The 20,629-nt window shown below is 69.6% G+C and carries 19 protein-coding genes; 2 read left to right on the plus strand and 17 right to left on the minus strand.

All coding sequences use genetic code 11. The features are described 5' to 3' along the window. Positions 1–25: 25 nt before the first annotated feature. The 6 genes from ABD716_RS06235 to ABD716_RS06260 form a co-directional block, all read right to left on the minus strand. Entirely contained in the window at positions 26–763 is a 738-nt protein-coding gene (locus ABD716_RS06235; protein WP_344774923.1) for a G5 domain-containing protein, read from the minus strand. 217 nt (positions 764–980) lie between these two features. Further along, a complete protein-coding gene (locus ABD716_RS06240) occupies positions 981–1,175 on the minus strand; it encodes a hypothetical protein (protein WP_344774925.1) in 195 nt (64 codons plus the stop codon). 93 nt (positions 1,176–1,268) lie between these two features. Next, positions 1,269–1,904 (minus strand): carboxymuconolactone decarboxylase family protein, encoded by a 636-nt coding sequence (locus ABD716_RS06245; protein ID WP_344774927.1) that lies wholly within the window; start codon positions 1,902–1,904, stop codon positions 1,269–1,271. A gap of 33 nt (positions 1,905–1,937) precedes the next feature. Continuing rightward, a complete protein-coding gene (locus tag ABD716_RS06250; RefSeq protein ID WP_344774929.1) occupies positions 1,938–2,219 on the minus strand; it encodes a winged helix-turn-helix transcriptional regulator in 282 nt (93 codons plus the stop codon). Further along, complete coding sequence (locus ABD716_RS06255) at positions 2,216–2,629, minus strand: VOC family protein (protein WP_344774931.1); 414 nt, start codon at positions 2,627–2,629, stop codon at positions 2,216–2,218. The genes ABD716_RS06250 and ABD716_RS06255 overlap by 4 nt, the downstream gene beginning before the upstream one ends. A 59-nt stretch (positions 2,630–2,688) precedes the next feature. Continuing rightward, entirely contained in the window at positions 2,689–3,639 is a 951-nt protein-coding gene (locus ABD716_RS06260; RefSeq protein WP_344774933.1) for a TIGR03557 family F420-dependent LLM class oxidoreductase, read from the minus strand. Between the two features lie 458 nt (positions 3,640–4,097). Here ABD716_RS06260 and ABD716_RS06265 point away from each other — a divergent pair, with 458 nt between their 5' ends. Beyond that, entirely contained in the window at positions 4,098–6,425 is a 2,328-nt protein-coding gene (locus tag ABD716_RS06265) for a hypothetical protein (RefSeq protein ID WP_344774935.1), read from the plus strand. A gap of 97 nt (positions 6,426–6,522) precedes the next feature. Here the strand turns inward: ABD716_RS06265 and ABD716_RS06270 are convergent, their stop codons facing one another. After that, complete coding sequence (locus ABD716_RS06270) at positions 6,523–9,108, minus strand: MMPL family transporter (RefSeq protein ID WP_344774937.1); 2,586 nt, start codon at positions 9,106–9,108, stop codon at positions 6,523–6,525. A 185-nt stretch (positions 9,109–9,293) separates the two neighbouring features. Here ABD716_RS06270 and ABD716_RS06275 point away from each other — a divergent pair, with 185 nt between their 5' ends. Continuing rightward, on the plus strand, positions 9,294–9,866 hold the full coding sequence (locus ABD716_RS06275; protein WP_344774939.1) for a TetR/AcrR family transcriptional regulator: 573 nt from the start codon (positions 9,294–9,296) through the stop codon (positions 9,864–9,866). A gap of 411 nt (positions 9,867–10,277) precedes the next feature. Here ABD716_RS06275 and ABD716_RS06280 read toward each other — a convergent pair whose 3' ends face one another. From ABD716_RS06280 to ABD716_RS06325, 10 genes are all read right to left on the minus strand, one after another. Continuing rightward, entirely contained in the window at positions 10,278–11,141 is an 864-nt protein-coding gene (locus tag ABD716_RS06280; RefSeq protein ID WP_344774941.1) for an NUDIX domain-containing protein, read from the minus strand. Then, a complete protein-coding gene (locus ABD716_RS06285; RefSeq protein ID WP_344774943.1) occupies positions 11,138–12,844 on the minus strand; it encodes an ABC1 kinase family protein in 1,707 nt (568 codons plus the stop codon). Before ABD716_RS06285 ends, ABD716_RS06280 begins: the two co-directional genes overlap by 4 nt. A 4-nt stretch (positions 12,845–12,848) precedes the next feature. Next, entirely contained in the window at positions 12,849–13,439 is a 591-nt protein-coding gene (locus ABD716_RS06290) for a PadR family transcriptional regulator (RefSeq protein WP_344774945.1), read from the minus strand. 113 nt (positions 13,440–13,552) lie between these two features. Then, a complete protein-coding gene (locus ABD716_RS06295; RefSeq protein ID WP_344774947.1) occupies positions 13,553–14,461 on the minus strand; it encodes a carbohydrate ABC transporter permease in 909 nt (302 codons plus the stop codon). Then, a complete protein-coding gene (locus tag ABD716_RS06300; protein WP_344774949.1) occupies positions 14,458–15,381 on the minus strand; it encodes a carbohydrate ABC transporter permease in 924 nt (307 codons plus the stop codon). The genes ABD716_RS06295 and ABD716_RS06300 overlap by 4 nt, the downstream gene beginning before the upstream one ends. 21 nt (positions 15,382–15,402) lie before the next feature. Continuing rightward, positions 15,403–16,722 carry an ABC transporter substrate-binding protein gene (locus tag ABD716_RS06305; RefSeq protein WP_344774951.1) on the minus strand — a complete coding sequence of 440 codons (1,320 nt, stop codon included), beginning with the start codon at positions 16,720–16,722 and terminating at the stop codon, positions 15,403–15,405. Positions 16,723–16,754: 32 nt separating this feature from the next. Then, positions 16,755–17,123, minus strand: coding sequence for a cupin domain-containing protein (locus ABD716_RS06310; protein ID WP_344774953.1), 369 nt, complete (start codon positions 17,121–17,123; stop codon positions 16,755–16,757). Further along, positions 17,123–18,004 (minus strand): 3-hydroxy-5-phosphonooxypentane-2,4-dione thiolase, encoded by an 882-nt coding sequence (gene lsrF / locus ABD716_RS06315; RefSeq protein ID WP_344774955.1) that lies wholly within the window; start codon positions 18,002–18,004, stop codon positions 17,123–17,125. The genes ABD716_RS06310 and lsrF overlap by 1 nt, the downstream gene beginning before the upstream one ends. Then, positions 17,997–19,604 (minus strand): FGGY family carbohydrate kinase, encoded by a 1,608-nt coding sequence (locus ABD716_RS06320; RefSeq protein WP_344774957.1) that lies wholly within the window; start codon positions 19,602–19,604, stop codon positions 17,997–17,999. Before ABD716_RS06320 ends, lsrF begins: the two co-directional genes overlap by 8 nt. Then, a complete protein-coding gene (locus ABD716_RS06325; protein ID WP_344774959.1) occupies positions 19,601–20,620 on the minus strand; it encodes an NAD(P)-dependent oxidoreductase in 1,020 nt (339 codons plus the stop codon). Before ABD716_RS06325 ends, ABD716_RS06320 begins: the two co-directional genes overlap by 4 nt. Positions 20,621–20,629 lie beyond the last annotated feature (9 nt).

Here is a 20,629-nt window from a genome sequence, read left to right on the forward strand (position 1 = left end):
TGCGTTCGCTTCCTCATGCTCGGCGTTACTTATAAAACTCGGCCACACCCCCGTGGTGAGAGCAGGCGCCTTGGTGATGAGCCGCATAAGAATAGGTACCGTCGTGACAGAGCGCTGTCGCCCCGTTGCCGGGGGCCACGGGCGCAGCAGGGGCCGGTGCTGCGGGCGCGGCGGGAGCGGGCGGCGCAACGTAGGTGCCCACGCTCGTCATTTGATTGACTGGTGCGGTGGTCACAGTCTGAGACACCTGTACGCGACTGGTTTCCTTGCCATCTGTCAGCGTGACTTTGTACGTCGTCGTCATCACGCCGTTCACACCCGCGGTAGTGACCCTAGAACTGCCCTTCGCAAGGTTGCCGTCCTGCACCGTGGTAGAAGCGAACGGAATCTCGCTGGTCGTGGTGACGAGCTGCGTCGTCACGATTGGAGTGTGCGTCGGAGTCGATATCGGTGTCGGCGTCTTGCTTGGCAGGTCGGTCGGGCTTGCCGGATGAACCGACGAAAGGTGGACCGGAGCGTCGTTGGCATCCGCAACATCCGCGGCAGGTTGCGTCGATCCAAAAGCGATGCTCGAGCCAAGGAAGACCGCAAGCGCGACACCAGCGCTGACAGCGGAGACCGACCGCTTCCGGGGAAGCCGCAGCCACGTGTGTCGGCGGAACGCCCATCCGTAGAGGCTCGTCCCCAACACCACGACTGAAATGAGGCACAGCATTACCCACGGGCCACCAGACAGGCCGATCAGCGCGGCGATTGTCGTCAAGACGAGCCCCGCCCACATTGACGGACGGATGCCCCTCATAGCTGTGCGGAACCTGTTGGACAGTGAGGAGGACACCGAGATCTCCTGTTCGGACGCTTTGCGTGCCTTGAGTCTCTTTCACCTCTCGAGCCCGCCCTAGACCCAGAACGGGGGAAGACTATCGGTGCCACGATCACCGTCGTCGGGTGCCGCACCGACCGCGAGCGCTCAGCCCGTGCTACTCGTCGAGTGGTTCTCCTTGCTTGGGCTCGGGCGTATCGATCACACCGATGCCGACCGCCTCGTGGTCCACCTCCTCCGGCTCGACCTCGGGGTCCTTCGGCTCCTCGCCCGGGTCCTTCTCGGTGCTCGGCTCCTGCAGCTGGTCAGTCTCCGGCATCTTGTCGGCGTTGGGCTCTCGTGCGTCGCTCATCAGGGCACCTCCGGTCGTGAAACTGGACTCCGCCGCACGCGCCGAGCCGGCGCCGACGGCGTCATCTACACCGATGCCCGGACTCGCGCCCGTCTACTCCCCCAGCGGCCGCCGCCCGTAGTCGACAACGGCCCGAACCTCAGCGGGCACCGCGGCCACCAACCCCGCATCCGGCCGCGCACGCAGCGCGTCGTCGACGGTCGCCATGGCGATCCGCGGCCCGATGTATGCCGTGATCGCGACGATCTGCCCCTCGTCGAGCCCTGCATCGCGCAACAGCTGCACGTCGTCGGATGTCGTCGAGTTCGGGTCCCTCGTCACCTTCCGCGCCCACGCCGCCATCGCCTGCTCCTGGTCGGTGAGCCCGGCATCGGTGCCCGAGAGCACCCCCGCCGCAACGGCGGGGTCCGCATACCGCGCCAGCCGGCGGCCCCATGCGAACGAGCAGTATGAATCGCCGAGCGTCGAGGCCGTCGCCGTGACGAGCACGCCGCGCTGCCTGGCGCTCAGCCCGCTCGACGCCAGCGCGACCGCCATCAGCTCGTCGAGCTTGGCCCGCGTCTCGGGCTGGTACGCCCAGACCCGAGTGAGGTTCCAGACATACCCGTCGTCGGCCACATCCTCGTCGTACATCGCCTGCGCCGCGGCGGTCAGCGGCGGGTCGGGCAAGAAGCTGCCCGTTGAGGCATCCGCAATCGCTTCGCTCGATATCGCCTGAGGTTTGCTCATGGCGAGCAAGATACGGCGGCGCGACCGTGGCCGCTAGCCTTCCTGCTCGCCCCAGCGCGCGAGTGCGACGATCGCCTCGCGCAGGGCGAGCCCGCGGTCGGTCAGCGCGTAGGCGCGGGTGTTGTGCATGAGCGGGAGGCGGCGCAGCACTCCGGCCGCTTCGAGCTCGCGCAGGCGGGTCGCGAGGATGTTCGTCGGGACTCCGAGGTCGCGCTGCAGATCGCCGTAGCGCTGCGGCCCGTCGAGCAGCCGCTCCACGATGAGCAGGGCCCACCGCGCCCCGACGACGTCGAGGGCCGCGGAAAGGTCGCTCACGCGGTGGCAGCAGTCTCGGGCGTCTCGGGCTTCATCCAGAACGGCGAGTAGTGGTAGCCGTCGGGGTCGTCGAACTGCCGCTGATACATGAACGGGTAGTCGTCGATGTCGCCGACGCGCCCGCCGGCCGCTCCGGCCCGCTCGACCAGCTCGTCGACCGCCTCGCGGCTGTCGAGGTCGAACGAGACCGTGACCTTCGAGGGCGTGCCGGGACCGCCGACCAGGTCCTCGGTGCCGCCGACGCTCGCGTACATCTCGCGACTGCCGAGCATGACGTATTGGCCGGGCGCGATCGCGAAACACGACACGTTGTGGTCGGACATCTCTGCGTTGAGCGTCCAGCCGAGGGCCGTGTAGAAGGCCGTCGCGCGCTCAACGCTCTCGACGGGGCAGGTGATGAAGAGGCTCATGCGCGAACACTTGCAAAAAACAAGTGCTGCGTCAAGAGGCGGCTCGGCGCCGCGCGACCTCAAGCGAGCCGCGGCTTCAACTCCCCCGCGAAGAACTCAAGGAAGGCATCCGGGTCGGGCCCGCCGTTGTGCAGCACGAGGTGGTCGAACCCCGCCTCGGTGAACTGCCCGACGACCTCGAGGTGCCGCTCGACGTCGGGGCCGCACGCGAACTGCTGCAGCACGTCCTCTTCCCGCACGGTCGACGACGCCGCCTTGAAGTTCTTCGGGTTCGGCAGCTCGCTCATGACCGGCCAGCCGGTGGCGAACCACGGCTCCTTCTCAAGCACCGCAGCCGCGGCATCCCCCGGGCTCGATGCGTATGCAAGCGGCACCTCGGCGTAGCGCACGCCCGCGCCGCCCGCCGCCGCGTAGCCCTCGACCAGGTCGGCGCGCGGCTCGGTCGCGAAGATGCCGTCACCGAGTTCGGCGGCGATGCGCGCGGATGCCTTCCCTCCGCTCGCGACCACGATGCGCGGCAGCGTCTCGGGGAGGTCGAACACCCCGGCATCCTCAAGGTTGAGGAACTCGCCGTCGTAGCTCTTGTACCCGCCCTGCCAGAGCAGGCGGATGATCTCGAGCGCCTCGCGCAGCATGCGGTGGCGGATGCGTGCCCCGGGCCAGCCCTCGCCGATGATGTGCTCGTTGAGGTTCTCGCCCGCGCCGACGCCGAGCGTGAAGCGCCCGTTGGAGATCAGCGCCATGGTCGCCGCCGCCTGGGCGATGATCGCCGGGTGGTAGCGCATGGTGGGGCACGTCACGCCGGTGACGAGCCCGACGCGCTCGGTCTTGGCCGCGATCGACCCGAGGATCGACCACGTGAACCCGCTGTGCCCCTGGTTGTCGAGCCACGGGTGGAAGTGGTCGCTGATCTCGACGAAGTCGAACCCCGCCTGCTCGGCGGCGACCGCCTGGCGGATGATCTCGGTGGGCGCGAAGCCTTCGGTCGAGAGCTTGTAGCCGATCTGCATCGTGGTCCTCCGTGGGTCTCATGCCGGCAGGAGCCGGCATCCGTTGTGCACCTACGAAGTCGCTGTACCCGCTCTGCCGGATGCTTCACCGCGGTCACTCCCTCGACCATCGCCCCCGAACTGGTCAGGCCCGAACAGGGTCTATAGGTCGCAGCGTGCAACAGGAAACATGACAAGCGTCTAGGAAGACTTCCGCTTCCGGCATTCGCACAATTCCCAGGAGCACCGTGTCCGAAGATCCGACGCCCGAAACGCCCGAACCTCCCCGCGACACGCCGGTGCCCGAAGCGAAGGCAAGCGGCGAAGCGCCCACCGCCGCCGAACCGCAAGCACCCGGAGCGCAGGCCCCTACCGCGCAAGAGACCCTGGCGGCGCAGGGCGCCGAATCGCTGGCCGCCCTTCAAGCGCGCGGCGCGCAGTTCGCCGCGAGGACGCCGGCATTCATCACTCGCCGATACGTGATCGGAGCCGCGATCCACACCGGCGTCGCGGCGATCGGCGCCGTCGTCGTGACGCTCGTCACGCTCGGCCTCCTCATTTTCGCGCTGGCTCAGGCCGCGTCAGGAAGCGGCACCACCGATGCGAGCGGCGACAGCGACTTCGGTTTCGGCAAGGCGTTCCGCCTGGCCTTCGGTTGGCTGCTGTCCCTCGCCTTCGGCGGCAACGTGCATATCTCCTCAGGGATCGACCTGTTCGGCTCGTCCGCGCGACTCGGAGCCACGCTGCACGGCGCGCCGGTGCTCCTCACGGCGGGGGTGCTCGCCCTGACCATCTGGTCGGGGATCCGCATCGAAAAGCGCGTCGCGACCCCGACCTGGGTCGGGCGTCTCGCAACATCCGCGGCCACCGGCCTCGTCGCTGCCGCCATCATCTCGATCCTTGCCGCAAGCTTCGGCCACGGCTCGACCGGCGCATCCGGCAACGACTTCTTCTCCGCCGACGCGCACCTCGCGGCTGGCGGCCCCGGCGTGTTCTTCACTGGCTGGCTTCTGATCGGCCTGGCTGCGTTCCTCGGCCGCCAGTTCGGCGCCTGGGGCGGCCTGCGGCTCGTCACCGCGAACGCACCCGCCGTCGTTCGCGACCTCACCGTCTGGGGCACGGCCCTCGGCACCGTCTTCGGGGTGCTTGCGCTCGCCGCCGGCGTCATCCTCGGAATCAGGGCGGACGCGCTCGTCGGCACACTTCTGACTATTCCGCTCTGGCTCGGCCAGGCCACGGTGTACGCCATCACTCTCGGTCACTTCGGGTCGCTCGCCATCTCGACCGGCGGCCTCGGGGACGCCCTGAGTTCGTTCACCGACGACTCCGATCTGCCGACGCTCGACCAGCACTTCAACGTCTTCAATGTCGGCGGTCTTGTGCCGGGCGGCGGCCTCGTGTGGATTCTGTTCGGCTTCGCCGTGCTGGTCACGCTCTGGTCGGGCCTGCGCATCGGGGTGCTGCGCGCCGCACGCCCCACCTCGCTGCCGCAGCGCGGTCTGTTCGTCGGAATCGCGACTCTTTCGGCGCTGCTGATCCCGGTCCTCGTGACGAATCTTCGTCTCAGCGTCAGCGGTGCGGCCGAGATCCTCAAATCGATCGGCGCCTCGCTGCACGGCGGCTTCGGCGCCGCAGCCTGGGTGTTCCTGGTGTTCGCTGTCGTCGCGGTTCTCATCGACCTGATCGCGACCTACGTGACCCCGCTCGTCGCCGTCACGTTCCCGCCGCTGATCAACGTCGCGAGCGTGGGCATCACCGACGCTCAGGGCACTCCCGCCCCTCTCTCTCCGGCGGCGAAGAAGGCAACAATCTGGGCAGGCTCGATCGTCGGCGGTCTTGCCGTGCTTGCCGGCCTGTTCTTCGGCGCCGTCGCGGTGCTCAATCACACTGTGTTCACTCCCGAAAAGCCGGTCGCGCAGTATGCAGGGCTGATCGCTTCGGGCGACTTCACGGACGCCGCGAAGATCGCCTCGCCCGGTCGCGATGCCTTGAATGCCAAGCCGGAGAAGACCATCAGCAACGTGGTCGTCACGGCCGACAGGCCGAGCGGCGACCAGGCTCTGGTGAAAGTCGCCTACCGCCTTGATGGTCGCAGCTACAGCCAGCAGGTGCGCGTCACCAAGCACGACAAGGGGCTGTTCAATTCATGGAAGGTCGCGACTCCTCTCGCGAGCGGCATCGAGCTGACATCGGATGCGTCGAGCTCCACATCTGCGAAGGTGGGCGGATCCGCACTCGAGCTCGGTGACAGCGGCGGTGCCGCGTCTATGACAGTCTTCCCGGGCATTTACAAGGTCGTGCCCGACGGCGGCGAGTATCTGACGGCGGATGCCTTCACTGTCGCCGCGGGCGATGAAGGCGGTGCCCGCCAGTCGATCGAGTGGTCGTTCACCCCAGCCGTTACCGAGACGCTCCAGAAGCTCGTCGACGACTCACTCGACACCGCCTGTTTCGGGGACGACGACGACAGCACGCAGTTCTACTGCTACCTCGTCTCGGACACGCAGCGCAACGACGAGAACGCGAGCTGGTGGGACACCGACTGGTCGAACGTGAAGTACCCCGCCATCAAGCTGGCGGCGGACGGATCGTTCACGACCACCACCCCCGGCACTGCCAAGGCGGCCTGGAAAGACACCACCTACGATGACGACTTCAACGAGGTCGAGACCGACAAGAGCGCGAACGAGGACTACTTCGTCTATGGCGATATCCGCATCGACGGCTCCGAACTGACCATTCAGGACCAGAGCGCAACGACGGATGAGGATGAGCTTCCCGACGCCTCCGACGATGGAGACTCCTGACTCCATCTGACGATCGAACGCACGATTCGTCACCCTGGGCGTTGGCATTGGGGTGACGAATCGTGCGTTTCGGCGCCATCCGGCGCCAAAGCACCGCCTACACGAGCACCGGCTCGTCCTCGCCCTCGTGCAGCGGCACGACCGGGTGGGTCCGCTCGAGCCGAGCGCCCTCGACATCGACATCCGGAACGAGACGGTCGAGCCACTTCGGCAGCCACCACGCGGCGCGACCGAAGAGGTGCAGCACCGCGGGGATGAGCAGCATGCGCACCACGAAGGCATCCGCCAGCACGCCGAACGCGAGGCCGAAGCCGAGCGCCGAGATGATCGAGTTGTCAGAGAAGATGAAGCCCGCGAACACCGACGCCATGATCAGCGCCGCGGCCGTCACCACCGCACGCCCGGCGCGCACACCCGACACGACGGCGACCCGCGCGGATGCCCCGTGCACATACGCCTCGCGAATGCCGGTTCCGATGAAGAGCATGTAGTCCATCGCGAGCCCGAACAGGATGCCGACGACGAGGGTCGGCAGGAAGCTCAGCACGGGGCCTGGGTCGTGCACGTTGAACAGCGCGCCGAGCCAGCCCCACTGGAAGATCGCGGTCACACCGCCGAGCGCCGCGAACAGCGACAGCACGAAGCCGCCGGTCGCGAGCAGCGGCACGAGCAGCGACCGGAACACGGCGATCATGATGAGGATCGACAGGCCGATCACGACGATCAGGTACGGCGGCAGGGCGCGGGCCAGGTAGTCCGTGATGTCGATGTTGCCGCTCGTCGCGCCGGCGACCTGGAAGTGCCCCTCGACGCCGCTCGCGCCCGACGACCGCAGGTGCTGCACCAGATTCTCGGTCGACACGTCGTTCTGCCCACCGCGCGGGATCACCTGGAACACGACGACATCGTGCGAGGTGGATGCCGTCACGGGCACCACCGCGGCCACGTCGCGCATAGCGCTCAGGTGCTCGCCGATCTGCACCTCACGGGCGGTCATCTCAGAGTCCGAGAGCCCCGACGAGACATCCGCCACCACCACGAGCGGCGCATTGAAGCCCTCGCCGAACGCCGCGCGCACCTTCTCGTAGGCGCGGTACTGCGTCGAGTCGGCCGGCTGCGAGCCCCCGTCGGGCAGGCCGAGCCGCATCTGCGTGGCGGGCACGGCGATCGCGCCGAGGACGAGCACGGATGCCACGGCCGTGATCCATGCGCGCGGGGTCGACATGGCCGTGAGCGGTCGGCGCGGCTTCGCGGGGCGCGCACCCTCGGCCGCACCGGCACCGGCATCGGCATCCGCACCGGCATCCGCCCCCTCTGCCAGCCTGCGCCGCACCCGCTTGGGCAGCACGCGCAGACCCGCCAGCCCGAGGATCGCCGGCGTCAGCGTGATCGCGACGAGCACGGCGACCCCCACGGCGAGCGCGGCGGCCGCGCCCATGAGCCCGAGGAACGAGATGCCCGTCACGAACAGCGCCACCAGCGCGACGATGACCGTGATGCCGGCGAACACGACCGCCGACCCCGAGGTGCCGTTCGCGAGCCCGATGGACTCGTGCACCTCCATGCCGCGCTTCAGCTGCTCGCGGTGCCGGTTGAGGATGAACAGGGTGTAGTCGATGCCGACCGCGAGGCCGAGCATCAGCGCGAGGATCGGCGTCGTGCTGTTCATCTCGATGAGCTTCGAGAACGACATCACCACGAGGTAGCTGATGCCGACGCCGACGATGGCGTTGAGCAGCGGCAGACCCGCCGCGATCAGCGTGCCGAGCATGATCGCGAGCACGATGGCCGCGATCACGATGCCGCCCGCCTCGCTCGAGCTGCCGAAGCCCTGCTGCGCGAGCTCCTGTGAGAAGTCGACCGTCGTGCCGGCTGGGGCCGCGTCACTCGCGGCGGCGCGGATGTCGCTCGAGACCTCTGGCGAGATCTCGTTCTGCGCCGCGTCCAGGGTGACGGTCACGATCGCCGTGCGCTCGTTCTTCGAGACCTGCAGGGCGCCCTGCGACATCTCGAGAAGCTTCGACCCCTGCGTCAGCTGCGTGCGCTGCTCGTCGATCTTCTTCTGGTTCGCGGTGAGCTGCTCCTGCTGGGTCGCGAGCTGCTGCTTCCCGGCGTCGAGCTGCGCCTGCTGCGCGTCGAGCTGCGGCTTCGCCGCGTCATACATTCCGGATGCCTGCGCCTGCGCGACCGCCGCGTCAAGCTGCTTCTGCCCGTCGCTCAGCTGCTGCTGCGCCGCGTCGAGCTGCTTCTGGCCGTCGCTCAGCTTCTGCTGGGCCGCGGCCAGCTGGGCCTTCCCGTCGGCGAGCTTCTGCTTCTGCGCGTTCACCTGCTCGAGCTGGTCGAAGGGGTTCGCGACCGACTTCACCCCGTCGACCTTCTCGACGGCGGCGATCATGTCGGCGAGGTCGGCCCGCTGGGCATCCGTCATCGCCTGCTTCGCCGTGCTCTGCACGACGATCGTGCCGCTCGCGTGGGTGCCGGCCGCGTCGCTGCCGAGGATCTTCTCGAGCCGGTGCTGCACCTGCGTGGTGGGCGTGTTCGGGATCGTGATGGCGTCGGAGAGCCGGCCACTGCCGATCGAGAACGCCACGACGGCGAGGCCGAGGACGACCGCCCATGCGGTGATGACGATCCAGGCGCGTCGTGCCGAGAATCGGCCGAGGCGGTACAGCAGGCCGGCCATCGGTCCACCCTTCAATCGGTGGCTGCGCCGGGCTGGAGGGCGCGGGTCGTCGCAGGCTGCGGCGACGTCTGCCCTTCATCGCCATCGACTCAGCGCTATGTTCTTCAACGAGACGCTTAGTACCGTAGATCGCGGCCCTGAGGTTCTGCTAGACGCCACGTCTCGTTGTAGGGAGATCTTCAGCTATGCCCAGAGGAGCAGCACGCAGCGAGGCGTCGCGCACCGCGATCCTCACCGCCATCGCCACCCTGATCGACCGCATGGGCTTCGACAATGTGACGATCGAGGCCATCGCGACCGAGGCCGGCGTCGGCAAGCAGACGATCTACCGCTGGTACCCCTCGAAGAACGCGATCGTCGCCGAGGCGCTCGCAGAGGGCACGCTCGTGCCCGAGAGCTTCCCCGTGCCCGAGACCGGCGACGCGCTCGCCGACATCTCGGCGTGGCTCGAGCGTGTGCTGGCGTTCCTCGGCGACGAGACGCATGCCGCCCTGCTCGGCTCGCTTCTCTCGGCCTCGATCGACAGCCCCGAGATCGGCCTGCGGGTGGCCGAGCGGCTGGGCATGGCCAGCCCGACAGTGGCCGAGCGGGTGCAGCAGGCGAGGGATGCCGGCCAGCTGCGGCCCGCGCTCACGGGCGAGCAGATCGACCAGCTGATCTTCGGACTCGTGGTGATGCGGGCGCTCGGACGCGCCCCGTACGTCCCGGGCGAGGCGCACCGACTCGTCGCGGCGCTGCTGGGAGTCGCGCCGGACTGAGCGCGGCGCGGCCGGTGCCGCGCCCCCGCGAGACGACCCACGATGCGGCTGCGTCGGGCCGCCCCACGCGAAACGACCCAAGGTGCGGGAACGCCCAGGGATTCCTGCAACACGAGTCGTCTCGCCGGAGCGCACGGCCGCGAAACGACCCGAGGTGCGGGAACGCCGCGGGATTCCTCCACCACCAGTCGTCTCGCCGGGACGCACGACCGCCGGACGACCCGAAGTGCACGAACGGCGCGAACGGCGCGGGATCCTGCATCACCAGTCGTCTCGCCGGGGCACGCCGCCCCGAGACGACCCACGATGCGGGAACGCCGAGGGATTCCTGCATCACCAGTCGTCTCGCGGGAGTGCACGGCCGCGAAACGACCCGAAGTGCGGGCACGCCGCGGGCCGCAGCCGGCTGGTTCAAAGAGCGAGCGGCAGCTCGCGGCGCTCGTCCCACGGCTCGGACCACCCCAGGTGGTCGAAGAGCGCGTCGAGCAGCATGGCGGTGAATCCCCAGAGCGTGCGCTCGCCCGCCTCTGTCTTGAGCAGGAACGCCGGACCGCGGCGCTCGATCTCGCCGCGGCGGATCACCGTCACCCCGCGGCTCGACGGGTCGAGCAGCTCGGCGACAGGGGTGCGGAACACGGCCGCGCACTCGGCCTCGTCGACGACCTGCACCGGAGAGGGGTCGCGCCACCACCCGAGCACAGGCGTCACGAGGTGCCGCGAGAAGTCGAGCGGAACGACGCCGAGCGACCCGAGCACCTCGACGCCGTCGGGGTCGAGGCCGGTCTCTTCGCGCGCCTCGCGCAGCGCTGCTGCCTCGGGGCTCGCGTCCCCCGGGTCGATGCGGCCGCCGGGGAAGGCGATCTGGCCGGGGTGCGCGCGCAGGGTCGATGCGCGCTCCACCAGCAGCACGTCGAGGTCCCGAGAAACTGGGGCTCCGGTAGCGCGGTCGGCGGGCGAGTCGTCCAGCCTGCCGAACAGCATGAGCACGGCCGCCGCGCGCCCCGGCGACGTCAGGGGTGCGCGCAGGCGCGCGAAGGCCGAGTCGCCGGATGCCGCGAGTGCCGCGAGTTCGGCTCGTGCGGTCGACGCTGGTCTCCATTCGGCTTCGCCGAGTCGGCCAGCGGGGGCGGCTTCGCCGAGTCGACCAGCGGGGGCGGCTTCGCCGAGTCGACCAGCGGGGGCGGGTTCGCCGAGGCGACCAGCGGGGGCGGCTTCGCCGAGGCGACCAGCACGCCCCGCCTCGCCGAGGCGACCGGAGCGGCCCGCGGCGGTCACCGCGGCCCTCCGCCGACGAGCGTGTACCCGAGCGGGATCGCGGAGACGCACATCAGCACGACGCCGAGCGGCAGCGCCGACGGCAGCAAGAGGATGCCCCCGATCAGGAATCCCGCGAACACGACAGCGCCGACGGCACGCCTGACCAGCCGCTCGAGCCGGGACAGGCGGCGATCCAGCGCGGGCGTCGACACCGTGACCATGCCGTCGTTGACGCGGGTGATCAGCGTGTCGATGCGCCCGGGCAGTCGCGCGAAGACGGCGGCCGACGAGACCAGCTCGCGCGCGGCCGACAGGGCGACGTTCCCGCTCTCCTCGCGCAGCAGTCGCGAGGCGAACGGCTCGATGGAGTCCCAGATGTTGAACTCGGGGTCGATGGCGCTGCACACGCCCGAGGTGAGCGAGACGGCGCGGATCACGAGCAGGAAGTTCTCGGGCAGCTGGAACGGGAGAGAGCGCACGACCTGGCCGAACTCCTGCCCGAAGTCGCGGAACTCGCGCGGGTCGACGCGGCGCAGCTGCGCGAACCCCATGCCGCCGAAGCGGTCGAAGAGCTGCGCCATCGCCCGCTCGAGCTCGGCGGTGTCGGCGGAGGGCAGCAGGATGCCGACATCCTCGATGCTCTGAATCAGCCCGCGCTCATCGCGCGCCGCGACGGCGACGACCAGCCGCCGCAGCCCCGCGCGCAGCTCGTCGGTGATCTCGCCCATCATGCCGAAGTCGATGAACGTGAGGCGGAAACCCGGGGTCTCACCGGGCGCCGGGGTCACGAACACGTTGCCCGGGTGGGGGTCCGCGTGGAAGTAGCCCTGCCCCAGCACCTGCTCGAACATCACCTCGGCGAAGACGCTCGCCACCTCGTGCGGGTCGATGCCGGCTGCCCGCAGCGCATCGACGTCGTTGATCTTGATCGCCGTGACATCGGCGAGGGTCAGCACGCGGCGGGTCGTGCGCTCCCAGACGACGTCGGGCACCACGACCCGCGGGTCGCGCGCGAACATCGCAGCGAAGCGCTCGGCGGCGACGGCCTCGTGCAGGTAGTCGATCTCTTCGAGGCTCGTCACCGCGAACTCGGCGACGAGCGCCTGAGGGTCGACGCGGCGCGAGACGACCCTGATGTGGCTGAGCCAGCCGGCGACCCGGCGCAGGGCGGCGAGGTCGACGTCGACGATCGAGCGGATGCCCGGCCGCTGCACCTTCACGATCACACCGTCATGGCCGGCGAGCTGCGCGTCCTGCGCCGAGAGGCGCGCACGATGCGCTTGGCCGAGGGATGCCGCAGCCACCGGCTGCTCGTCGAAGCCGGCGTAGGCCTGCTCCAGCGGCAGACCGAGCTCGCCCTCGGCGAGCTCGCGGATCGCGGGGAACCCCGCCGCGGGAACCTCGTCCTGCAGGCCGGCGAGCTCGCGCGTGATCTCGGGCGGCAGCACGTCGAGCCGCGACGACAGGAACTGCCCGACCTTGATCATGAGGCCGCCGAGCTCGACGGCGAGCACGTGGAACCGCTGCGCGATGCCTGTCATGCGCCGGGCGCGGCCGCGCTCCGCGACGCGCTCGAAGCCGATGCGCGGCAGCACCAGCTCGTACCACCACGTCTGCATCAGATAGCGGAACGCGAACCGCAGGATGCGGCGATAGCGGGCGCGGGTGGCCGCCGTCGCGGGCTCGGCCGACCCCGCGGCGGGTCCGCGCGCTGGCGGCATCCCGTCAGTCCTGAGCGAGGATCGCGTACAGCTTCCGCCGCACCTCGTTCAGCAGCTCGGCCGCCTGCTTCTGCTGCTCGGGCGTGCCCGAGCGCTGCACCTGCATCGCCGCCTGCGCGAGCTCGACGCCGGCCTTCGGCAGCGGGCCGATGCCGAAGAAGTCGTGCTTGCCGGTGCCGTCGGTCGCGGTGGCGCGGCTGGCCGCGGCATCCGCCTCTGCCCGCCCCGTCGCCGTCAGGGAGTAGGTCTTGCGCCCCTCGGTGACCTCGGCCGTGACGACGCCCTCGTCGGCGAGCAGCTGCAGCGTGGGGTAGACCTCGCCCGCGCTCGGCTTCCACGCGCCGCTGCTGCGCGCGCCGATCTCGGCGATGATCTCGTAGCCGTGCATGGGCTTCTCGGCGAGCAGCGCGAGCACCGCCCCGCGCACATCGCCGCCGTGGCCACCGTGGCCGCCGCGGGCGCGCGGGCCGAGGCGCTCCTCGACCGCCGAGCGGAGCTGGTCGAAGGCGTCGGAGAGCGAGCGACCCGGGCCGTGCCCGCCGTGCCCGCCGAAGCCGCGCGGGCCGAAACCCTCGCTCGTGAACGAATTGCTCATGTGGACCTCCCCGGTCACCAAGCCACTAAGTCTCGCCATTTCACGATATGCGGCTGGGGATGCTTTGTCTTCTGGTTCCCGGGAACGACGGGCGCCTCACAGTGCGACCGGAACTACTTCACACTTCCTTGCGTGAGGCCGCCGATCAGCCAGCGCTGCATGAACAGGGCGAGCAGGTAGACCGGGATCATGCCGGTGAACGATGCCGCCGCCATCTGCCCGTACATGACTTCGCGGCCGCCCTGCATGAGGGAGATCCCCACGGGCAGCGTCTGAGTGCTCTCGCTGTAGGAGAGCATCAGCGGGATCAGGAAGTCGTTGTAGACGAGGATGAACGAGACGATGCCGACCGCGACGACGCCCGGTGCGACGAGCGGCAGCACGACGCGCACGAGGGTCGCGATGGGGCCGCATCCGTCGATCTGCGCGGCCTCGTCGATCTCTTCGGGAACGTTGCGGAAGAAATCGTCGAGGAGCCAGATCGCCACGGGCACGACCATCAGGCCTTCGACGAGCGAGAGACCGACGAGGCTGTCCATCAGCCCGACTTTGCGCACGAGGATGAACAGCGGAACGATCGCGACGATCGGCGGCGCCACGTAGGCCGAGACGATCACGGTCATGATGTTCTTCCCGCCCGCGCGCAGCCTGGCCATCGCGTAGTTGGCGGGGATCGCGATCAGGAGCGCGATCACCATCGCCGCCGCCGCCACGATGAGGGAGTTGCGCAGGTAGTCGACCACGGGGAAGCGGTCGAATGCGGAGCTCCAGTTCTGCCACGACAGGCCGGAGGGCACGACGCGATCGGAGAGGATGTCGTCGGGCCGCATGAACGAGACCATCGCGAGGTAGGCGATGGGCAGCAGGAAGAAGACCGCGGCGAGGACCACGACGACCGACTTGAGCGCGCGGGTCCAGCGCGGTGCGAACGACACTCCCCCGCGCCTGCGGGCGGCCGCGCGCGGAGCGCGCCCGATCACGGTTCGGCCGAAGGACTCTGCGGGCATGGTCGACTCGCTCATGCTCGGCTCCCTGCTTTCAGAAGGCGCGAACGCCAGGTGGCGATGGGAAGGACGACGATCGTCACCAGCACGATGAAGGCGATCGTCTGCGCGCCTGCCGCGCCGAGGTCGAACTGCTGCAGAGCCGTGCGGTACACGTTGAAGCTCGCGACGTTCGTGTCGAGCCCAGGGCCGCCCGAGGTCATGACGAAGACCAGGTCGAACACCTTGAACGAGACGATCACCTTGAGCATCAGCACGGTCACGAGACTCGGGAGGACGAGCGGGAAGGTGACGGAGCGGAACGTGCGCCACACACCGGCCCCGTCGACCTGCGCCGCCTCGTAGACCTCCCTCGGCATCGACTGCAGCGCGGCGAAGATGAGAAGCACGCAGAACGGCGTCCATTGCCAGATGTCGACGACGATGAGGCAGATCATCGCGGCCGGGGATGCCCCGAGGAACAGCACCGGCTCACTGATCAGCCCCGCGCCGGCCAGCAGATCGTTGAACAGGCCGCCGGTCGGGGCGAACATCAGCTTCCAGATCACGCCCGCCATCACCGGGGGCGTCATGAGCGGCAGCAGCATGATGACGCGAACCACACGGCCGCCCCGCGTCGCGGTGTCGAGGCTCAGGGCGATGACCAGGCCGATGACCACCGAGAGCACCGCGGCCGGCACGGCGAACTCGAGGGAGCGCAGGATCGACGCCAGCTGGCCGCCATCGGTGAACGCCGTGACGATCTGCCCCCATCCGACCCATGACTGGAACGGCCGCCCCAGCGTCGACTTCGAGAACGAGACCAGCACCGTATAGACCAGCGGGTATGCGGCGATGATGGCCACCGCGGCGAGCGCGGGGGCGATCAGCGCCCAGCCGATCAGCCGGTGGCGGCGTGGTCCGTCGGCGGAGGTGGGGACCGGGGCGGCCGTTGTCATGTCAGTGATCTCCTCGCTGCTTTACAGCGCGTCCCAGGCCTTCTCGGTCGCATCGAGCGCCTGTTGCGGCGTCAGCGAGCCCTGCAGCATCTGGGCGAGGTTGTCGTTGAGCGACTGGATCATCTTGGGCGCGTTGGGCGAGGTCGGCCACGACTGCGCGTTGCCGAGGATCTGGGTCAGGGCGGCGGCGACCACAGGCGTGAAGCTCTTGTACTTGTCGCTCTCGAGCGTCGAGGTGCGCGTCGGGTCCACGCCGCTGCCGGTGGTGGTGACGAGCTTCAGGTTCTCGGCCTTGGATGTCGCGAACTTCACGAAGTCCTTCGCCGCGTCCTGATCAGGCGCACTCGGGCTCACGCCGAGGGCCCAGCCCGCGTCCAGAGGGGCGGCCGTCTTGCCGCCGGCGCCGGCGGGCAGCGGCACCGCGCCCCAGTTGTCGGCGATCTTCGACTGCGACGGATCCTGGGCGAACGTGCCGAGGTCGGTCCAGGCCTCCATCATCCCGATCTTTCCGGAGAGGAAGAGAGCCAGGGCCTGGTCGAAGCCGATCTGCGACGGGCTCGGCGCGGTGTAGGGCGCCGCGTCGACCATCGACTTCGCCGCGGCGAGCGCCGCAGGGCTCGTCAGATCGGGCTTCTGGCTGTCGATCGGCGAGGACGAGAAGGTCGCGAGCCTGTTGAAGAACGTCGACCCGATGTTGAAGGCGCTCTTGTCGCCCATCATCACCGCGCCGTAGATGCCCTTGCTCTTGTTAGCATCCGTGATCTTCTTCACGTCCGCGAGGTACTCGTCCCAGGTCGTCGGCGGCTTCACGCCGTTGTCGGCCAGGATCTTCTTGTTGTAGTAGAGCAGGTGCGTGTCGCCGTCGAACGGCAACCCGTAGGTCTTGCCCTTGTACTGCGTGTACGCGTTGTAGATCGGCGCGATGAAGTCGGACTTGTCGATGTCCTTGTCTTTGTCGACCCAGCCGGTCAGGTCGTCGAGCGCGTCGGCCTGGGCGAGCGCGCCGACCGAGGTGTACCAGTACTGGATCACGTCGTACTGGTTGGCCCCGGACTGCGCGTCGAGGATCGCCTTCGTCTGAATCTGGTCGTACGGCACCACCGTGATCTTGACCTTGGTCCCCGTCGACTTCTCGTAGTCGGCCTGAAGCGCCTTCCCCGCACCCTCCTGCGGCGCGGCGATGAGGACCCGCAGCGTCTTGCTGCCCGAGGTGGTGGACCCGCTGCCGCCCGAGCACGCGGCGAGCGTCCCGGCGGCGAGCAGAGTGGCTGCCGCCGCCATGGCCACGCGCCGAGCGCGTGAGTTCGTGATTCCTGTCGAGATGCGTCGTTGGATCTTCATCGGATTCGTCTTTCGTTGTGACGGGTGGGTTGCTAGGACGTCGGTGTCCAGGGCGCGTCGACCTTGTCGCCGCTCACGCCGGGCGCCTTCACGAAGAAGGCTTCGAAGGGCTCGTCCGCGGTGTTGCGGAAGAAATGCTCGACGCCGGGCGGGCAGCCGATGAAGTCGCCCTGCGCGAGCTCGACGAGCTGTGAGCGGTCGAGCCAGAGCTCCGCGCGACCGCGCAGCACGAGGAACGACTCCGTGTGGCGGGCGTGCGAGTGGTTGGTGAACTCGTCGCCGGGCCGCAGCAGCACCGAGCCGAAGAACGCGTCGCCCTCGTCGACGAGGTAGCCGGGGCCCCAGTCGCCGAAGCGCCGCTCGATCTGGGCGAGATTCCGCTTGGCGGGCAGCTGCGCCATCACGCGCCCTTCTTCGAGTCGAGGTACACGCCGTATGCCTCGTCGGGCGTCGCGTCGTCGTGCACCACGGCGCGGATCGCCGCGATCATGCCGACGGGCGAGTCGCTCTGGAAGATGTTCCGGCCCATGTCGACGCCGGCGGCGCCTGCGCGCACCGCGTTCGAGGCCATGGTGAGCGCGTCGAGCTCCGGCAGCTTCTTCCCGCCCGCCATGATGACCGGCACGGGGCATCCCGCGACGACCTCGTCGAAGCCCTCTTCGCAGTAGTAGGTCTTCACGAGCTGCGCACCGAGCTCGGCGATGATGCGGGTCGCGAGGCCGAGATAGCGGGCGTCGCGGGTGAGCTCCTTGCCGACCGCCGTCACGCCGAGCACGGGCACGCCGACGCGGTAGCCGTCGTCGACGAGCGAGGTGAGGTTCTTGATGCTGCGGCTCTCGTGCTCGCCGCCGATGAACACCTGCACCGCCACGGCAGAGGCGTCCAGCCGCACCGCATCCTCGATCGCCATCGCCGTGTACTCGTCCGACAGCTCCTTGAGCACCGACGGGCCGCCCGAGGCGCGCAGCACGAGCCCCGCGCCCGTCGTCGGCGGCATCGTGGCCCGCAGCGCGCCGCGGGTGCACATCAGCGCGTCGGCGTACTCGCCGAGGGGCGCGATGTTCAGGTCGAGGCGCTCGAGACCCGATGTCGGGCCCTGGAAGTAGCCGTGGTCGAAGGCGAGCATCACGGTGCGCCCGGTGGCGCCGTTGAGCACGCGCCCGAGACGGTGCTGCATGCCCCAGTCGAGGTTGTGCGCGCCCTTGATGGCGTGACCGAAGTCGACGCCCGGGGTCTGCGGCGCGAAGTTCTTGGCGGCGCGGTTGCCGTCGAGGTCAGCCATAGATCGTGTCCTTTGCTCTCGTTGTCGTCGGGTCTGTTCGGTAGGCGAGGCCGCCAGGGGGCGTGAAGAGCGGGGCGATTCCGGATGCCTCTGTCGCCGCCAGCTGAGCGAGGTACACCCGGCGCCAGCGCTCGAACGCGGCGTCGTACTCGTCGATGGCCGCGGGCTCGGGAACCACGATGCGGTCCGATCGGCCGGCGGGCGGCAGCTCGGCGCCGACGCTCGCGGCCGCGAGACGCGCTGCGCCGTATGAGGTCGCCTCTGGGGCGGTCGACGGCCGCACGCTGAGCCCGGTCGTCTCGGCGATGATGCGCGGCCAGAGGACACCGGCGCTCGAGCCGCCCGTGAGCACGAGCTCGCCGGAAGCACGCGCGCGGCCGCCCGTGACCTCGTCGAGGATGTCGAGGTGGCCGCGGGCGACGTATGCCGCCGCCTCCTCGATCGCGCGGACGAACGTGCCGCGGTCGAAGCGCTCGGGCGCGTTGATGTCGAAGCCGACGAAGGCGGGGGCTGCGTGGTGCCAGGCATCCGCCTGCATGATGTTCGACAGCACCGCGACCAGCCCGTTGGAGCCGCGCGGCGCGGCGCTCGCCCAGCGCTCCATCGCGTCGTACGCATTGCCGCCCTCGGCGGTCGCGTCGGGGCAGAACGCGTCGCGGAACCAGCGCATGCTGAGGCCGCTCAGGAAGCTGATGCCCTCGACCATCCAGGTGCCGGGCGTGACATAGCAGCCGGTGCGGATGCGCCGGCCGGGGTCGATCGTCGGGGCGTCGCTGATGTACGTGGTCTGCCAGAAGGTTCCGGCCACGACGGTCGGGGTGCCCGCGGTCGCGCCGATGCCGTGCAGGGCAAGCTGCGTGTCGCCGCCGCCGACGAGCACGGGCGTGCCGGCCGGCAGACCCGTCGCCTCGGCGGCCGCCGCGGTGATGGCTCCGGCCGTGCTGCCGGGCTCCAGCGCCTGCGGAAGAATGCGCGCGGGCAGGTCGACCGCCGCGGCCAGCTCGCCCGACCAGTCACGCGCCGCGAGGTCGAAGAGGGCGCTGCTCGAGCCGCAGGTCGGGTCGGTCGTGAACTCGCCGGTCAGGCGGTAGACGACCCAGTCGCTCAGCATGCCGAGGTGCCGGGCGGCGGCGAAGACCTCCGGTCGCTCCTGCTGCAGCCACAGCAGGCGCGCGGGGGCCGTGATCGAGACCCAGTCGCCGGCGAGCTCGTAGATGCGGTCGGCGAGCCCGCGCCGCGTGAGCTGCTCGGCCTGATCGCGGGCACGGCCATCGGTGTTGGGGCACGCGAAGATCTCGTCGCCGTGCTCGTCGTAGAGCACGAAGCCCTCGCGCATGCTCGAGACGCCCACCGCCGCCACGGGGCGGCCGCGCAGAAGACCGACCACCTCGCGCACGGCCGAGCTGATCAGCTGCCACCCGCCCGTCGTGTCGAAGTCGGCGCCACCGGGGTGGCCGGGGGTCGCTGCGTGGGTCCATTCGCGAGCGGCCCGGGCAACGGCCCGCCCGCCCTCGTCGAAGGCGATCGCGCGCACGGAGCCCGTTCCGGCGTCGATCGCGAGGAAGACGGGGTCGCCGCTCACGCCACGAGCGCCGCTCACTTGCGCCACCTGAGCTCGCCCCCGCTCGTGAACGCGAGGATCTCGTCGGCGAGCATCTGCGCACCGCGCTGCAGGGTCTCGAAGGTCGCGCCGGCGATGTGCGGGGTGATGATGACGCTCGGCTCGGCGAGCAGCTCGCGCCACGGTCCGTCGCTCTCGCACACGTCGAGCGCGGCGCCGCCGAGGTGCCCGGAGCGGACGGCGGCAAGCAGCGCGCTCTCGTCGACCAGCGACTCGCGCGCGGTGTTGATGAAGAACGCGCCTGGCTTGAGGGCGGCGAACTGGGCGTCAGAGACGAGCCGGCGGTTCTCGGCGGTCGCGCGGGCGTGCAGGGTCAGCACGTCGACCTGCGGCAGCAGCTCATCGAGGCTGTCGACCTGGCGGACCCCGGCGACCGACCCGGTCGGCACGAACGGGTCGAACGCGAGCACCTCGAGCCCCAGCGCGAGCGCCCGCTCGGCCACGAGCCGAGCCACGTTGCCGAGACCGACGAGGCCGAGCGTGCGGCCCTTCAGCTCGTACCCGAACCAGCGGGCGCCTTCGAAGGTCGACTCGGCGAGCGCCTCGCCGCTGTCGCGCCGCTGCTGCGCCTCCCGCAGCGAGGGCGCCACGTTCCGCAGCAGATCGATGAGGAATCCGATCGTCAGATCGGCGACGGCCGCCGCGTTCTTGCCCGGAGTCGTCGTCACCGCGACGCCGTGCTCGGCGGCCGCCGCGAGGTCGACGTTGACGGGGCCGCCGCGCGCACAGGCGAGCAGCCGCACCGAGGGGTTCTCTTCGATGACGCGCCTGCTGATCGGCGCCCCGTGGAACGCGACGATGCGGTGCCCGTCGATGAGGGCGCTCACCTCGGCGGGGTCGCCTTCGAACTCGGCGAGGCCCTCGGTCGACCACTGCGGGTCGGTGGTGATCGTCACCGTCGCGATGTCGGGCTCGAGGCCGTTGCGCCGCAGCGCATCGGCGAACACGTCGGCCTTCATGTAGCTGTCGCCGATGATGAGGATGTCGTTGGCCACGCGGTGCTC

This window comes from Gryllotalpicola kribbensis, from assembly GCF_039538245.1.
Classification (GTDB): Bacteria; Actinomycetota; Actinomycetes; order Actinomycetales; family Microbacteriaceae; genus Gryllotalpicola; species Gryllotalpicola kribbensis.

Bases quoted from the DNA above. Each gene is read 5' to 3' on its own strand.
- lsrF (WP_344774955.1), bottom strand. From the start codon at position 18,004: ATGGCTGACCTCGACGGCAACCGCGCCGCCAAGAACTTCGCGCCGCAG.
- ABD716_RS06300 (WP_344774949.1), bottom strand. From the start codon at position 15,381: ATGACAACGGCCGCCCCGGTCCCCACCTCCGCCGACGGACCACGCCGC.
- ABD716_RS06255 (WP_344774931.1), bottom strand. From the start codon at position 2,629: ATGAGCCTCTTCATCACCTGCCCCGTCGAGAGCGTTGAGCGCGCGACG.
- ABD716_RS06295 (WP_344774947.1), bottom strand. From the start codon at position 14,461: ATGAGCGAGTCGACCATGCCCGCAGAGTCCTTCGGCCGAACCGTGATC.
- ABD716_RS06290 (WP_344774945.1), bottom strand. From the start codon at position 13,439: ATGAGCAATTCGTTCACGAGCGAGGGTTTCGGCCCGCGCGGCTTCGGC.
- ABD716_RS06245 (WP_344774927.1), bottom strand. From the start codon at position 1,904: ATGAGCAAACCTCAGGCGATATCGAGCGAAGCGATTGCGGATGCCTCA.
- ABD716_RS06305 (WP_344774951.1), bottom strand. From the start codon at position 16,722: ATGAAGATCCAACGACGCATCTCGACAGGAATCACGAACTCACGCGCT.
- ABD716_RS06240 (WP_344774925.1), bottom strand. From the start codon at position 1,175: ATGAGCGACGCACGAGAGCCCAACGCCGACAAGATGCCGGAGACTGAC.
- ABD716_RS06285 (WP_344774943.1), bottom strand. From the start codon at position 12,844: ATGCCGCCAGCGCGCGGACCCGCCGCGGGGTCGGCCGAGCCCGCGACG.
- ABD716_RS06275 (WP_344774939.1), top strand. From the start codon at position 9,294: ATGCCCAGAGGAGCAGCACGCAGCGAGGCGTCGCGCACCGCGATCCTC.
- ABD716_RS06260 (WP_344774933.1), bottom strand. From the start codon at position 3,639: ATGCAGATCGGCTACAAGCTCTCGACCGAAGGCTTCGCGCCCACCGAG.
- ABD716_RS06310 (WP_344774953.1), bottom strand. From the start codon at position 17,123: ATGGCGCAGCTGCCCGCCAAGCGGAATCTCGCCCAGATCGAGCGGCGC.
- ABD716_RS06270 (WP_344774937.1), bottom strand. From the start codon at position 9,108: ATGGCCGGCCTGCTGTACCGCCTCGGCCGATTCTCGGCACGACGCGCC.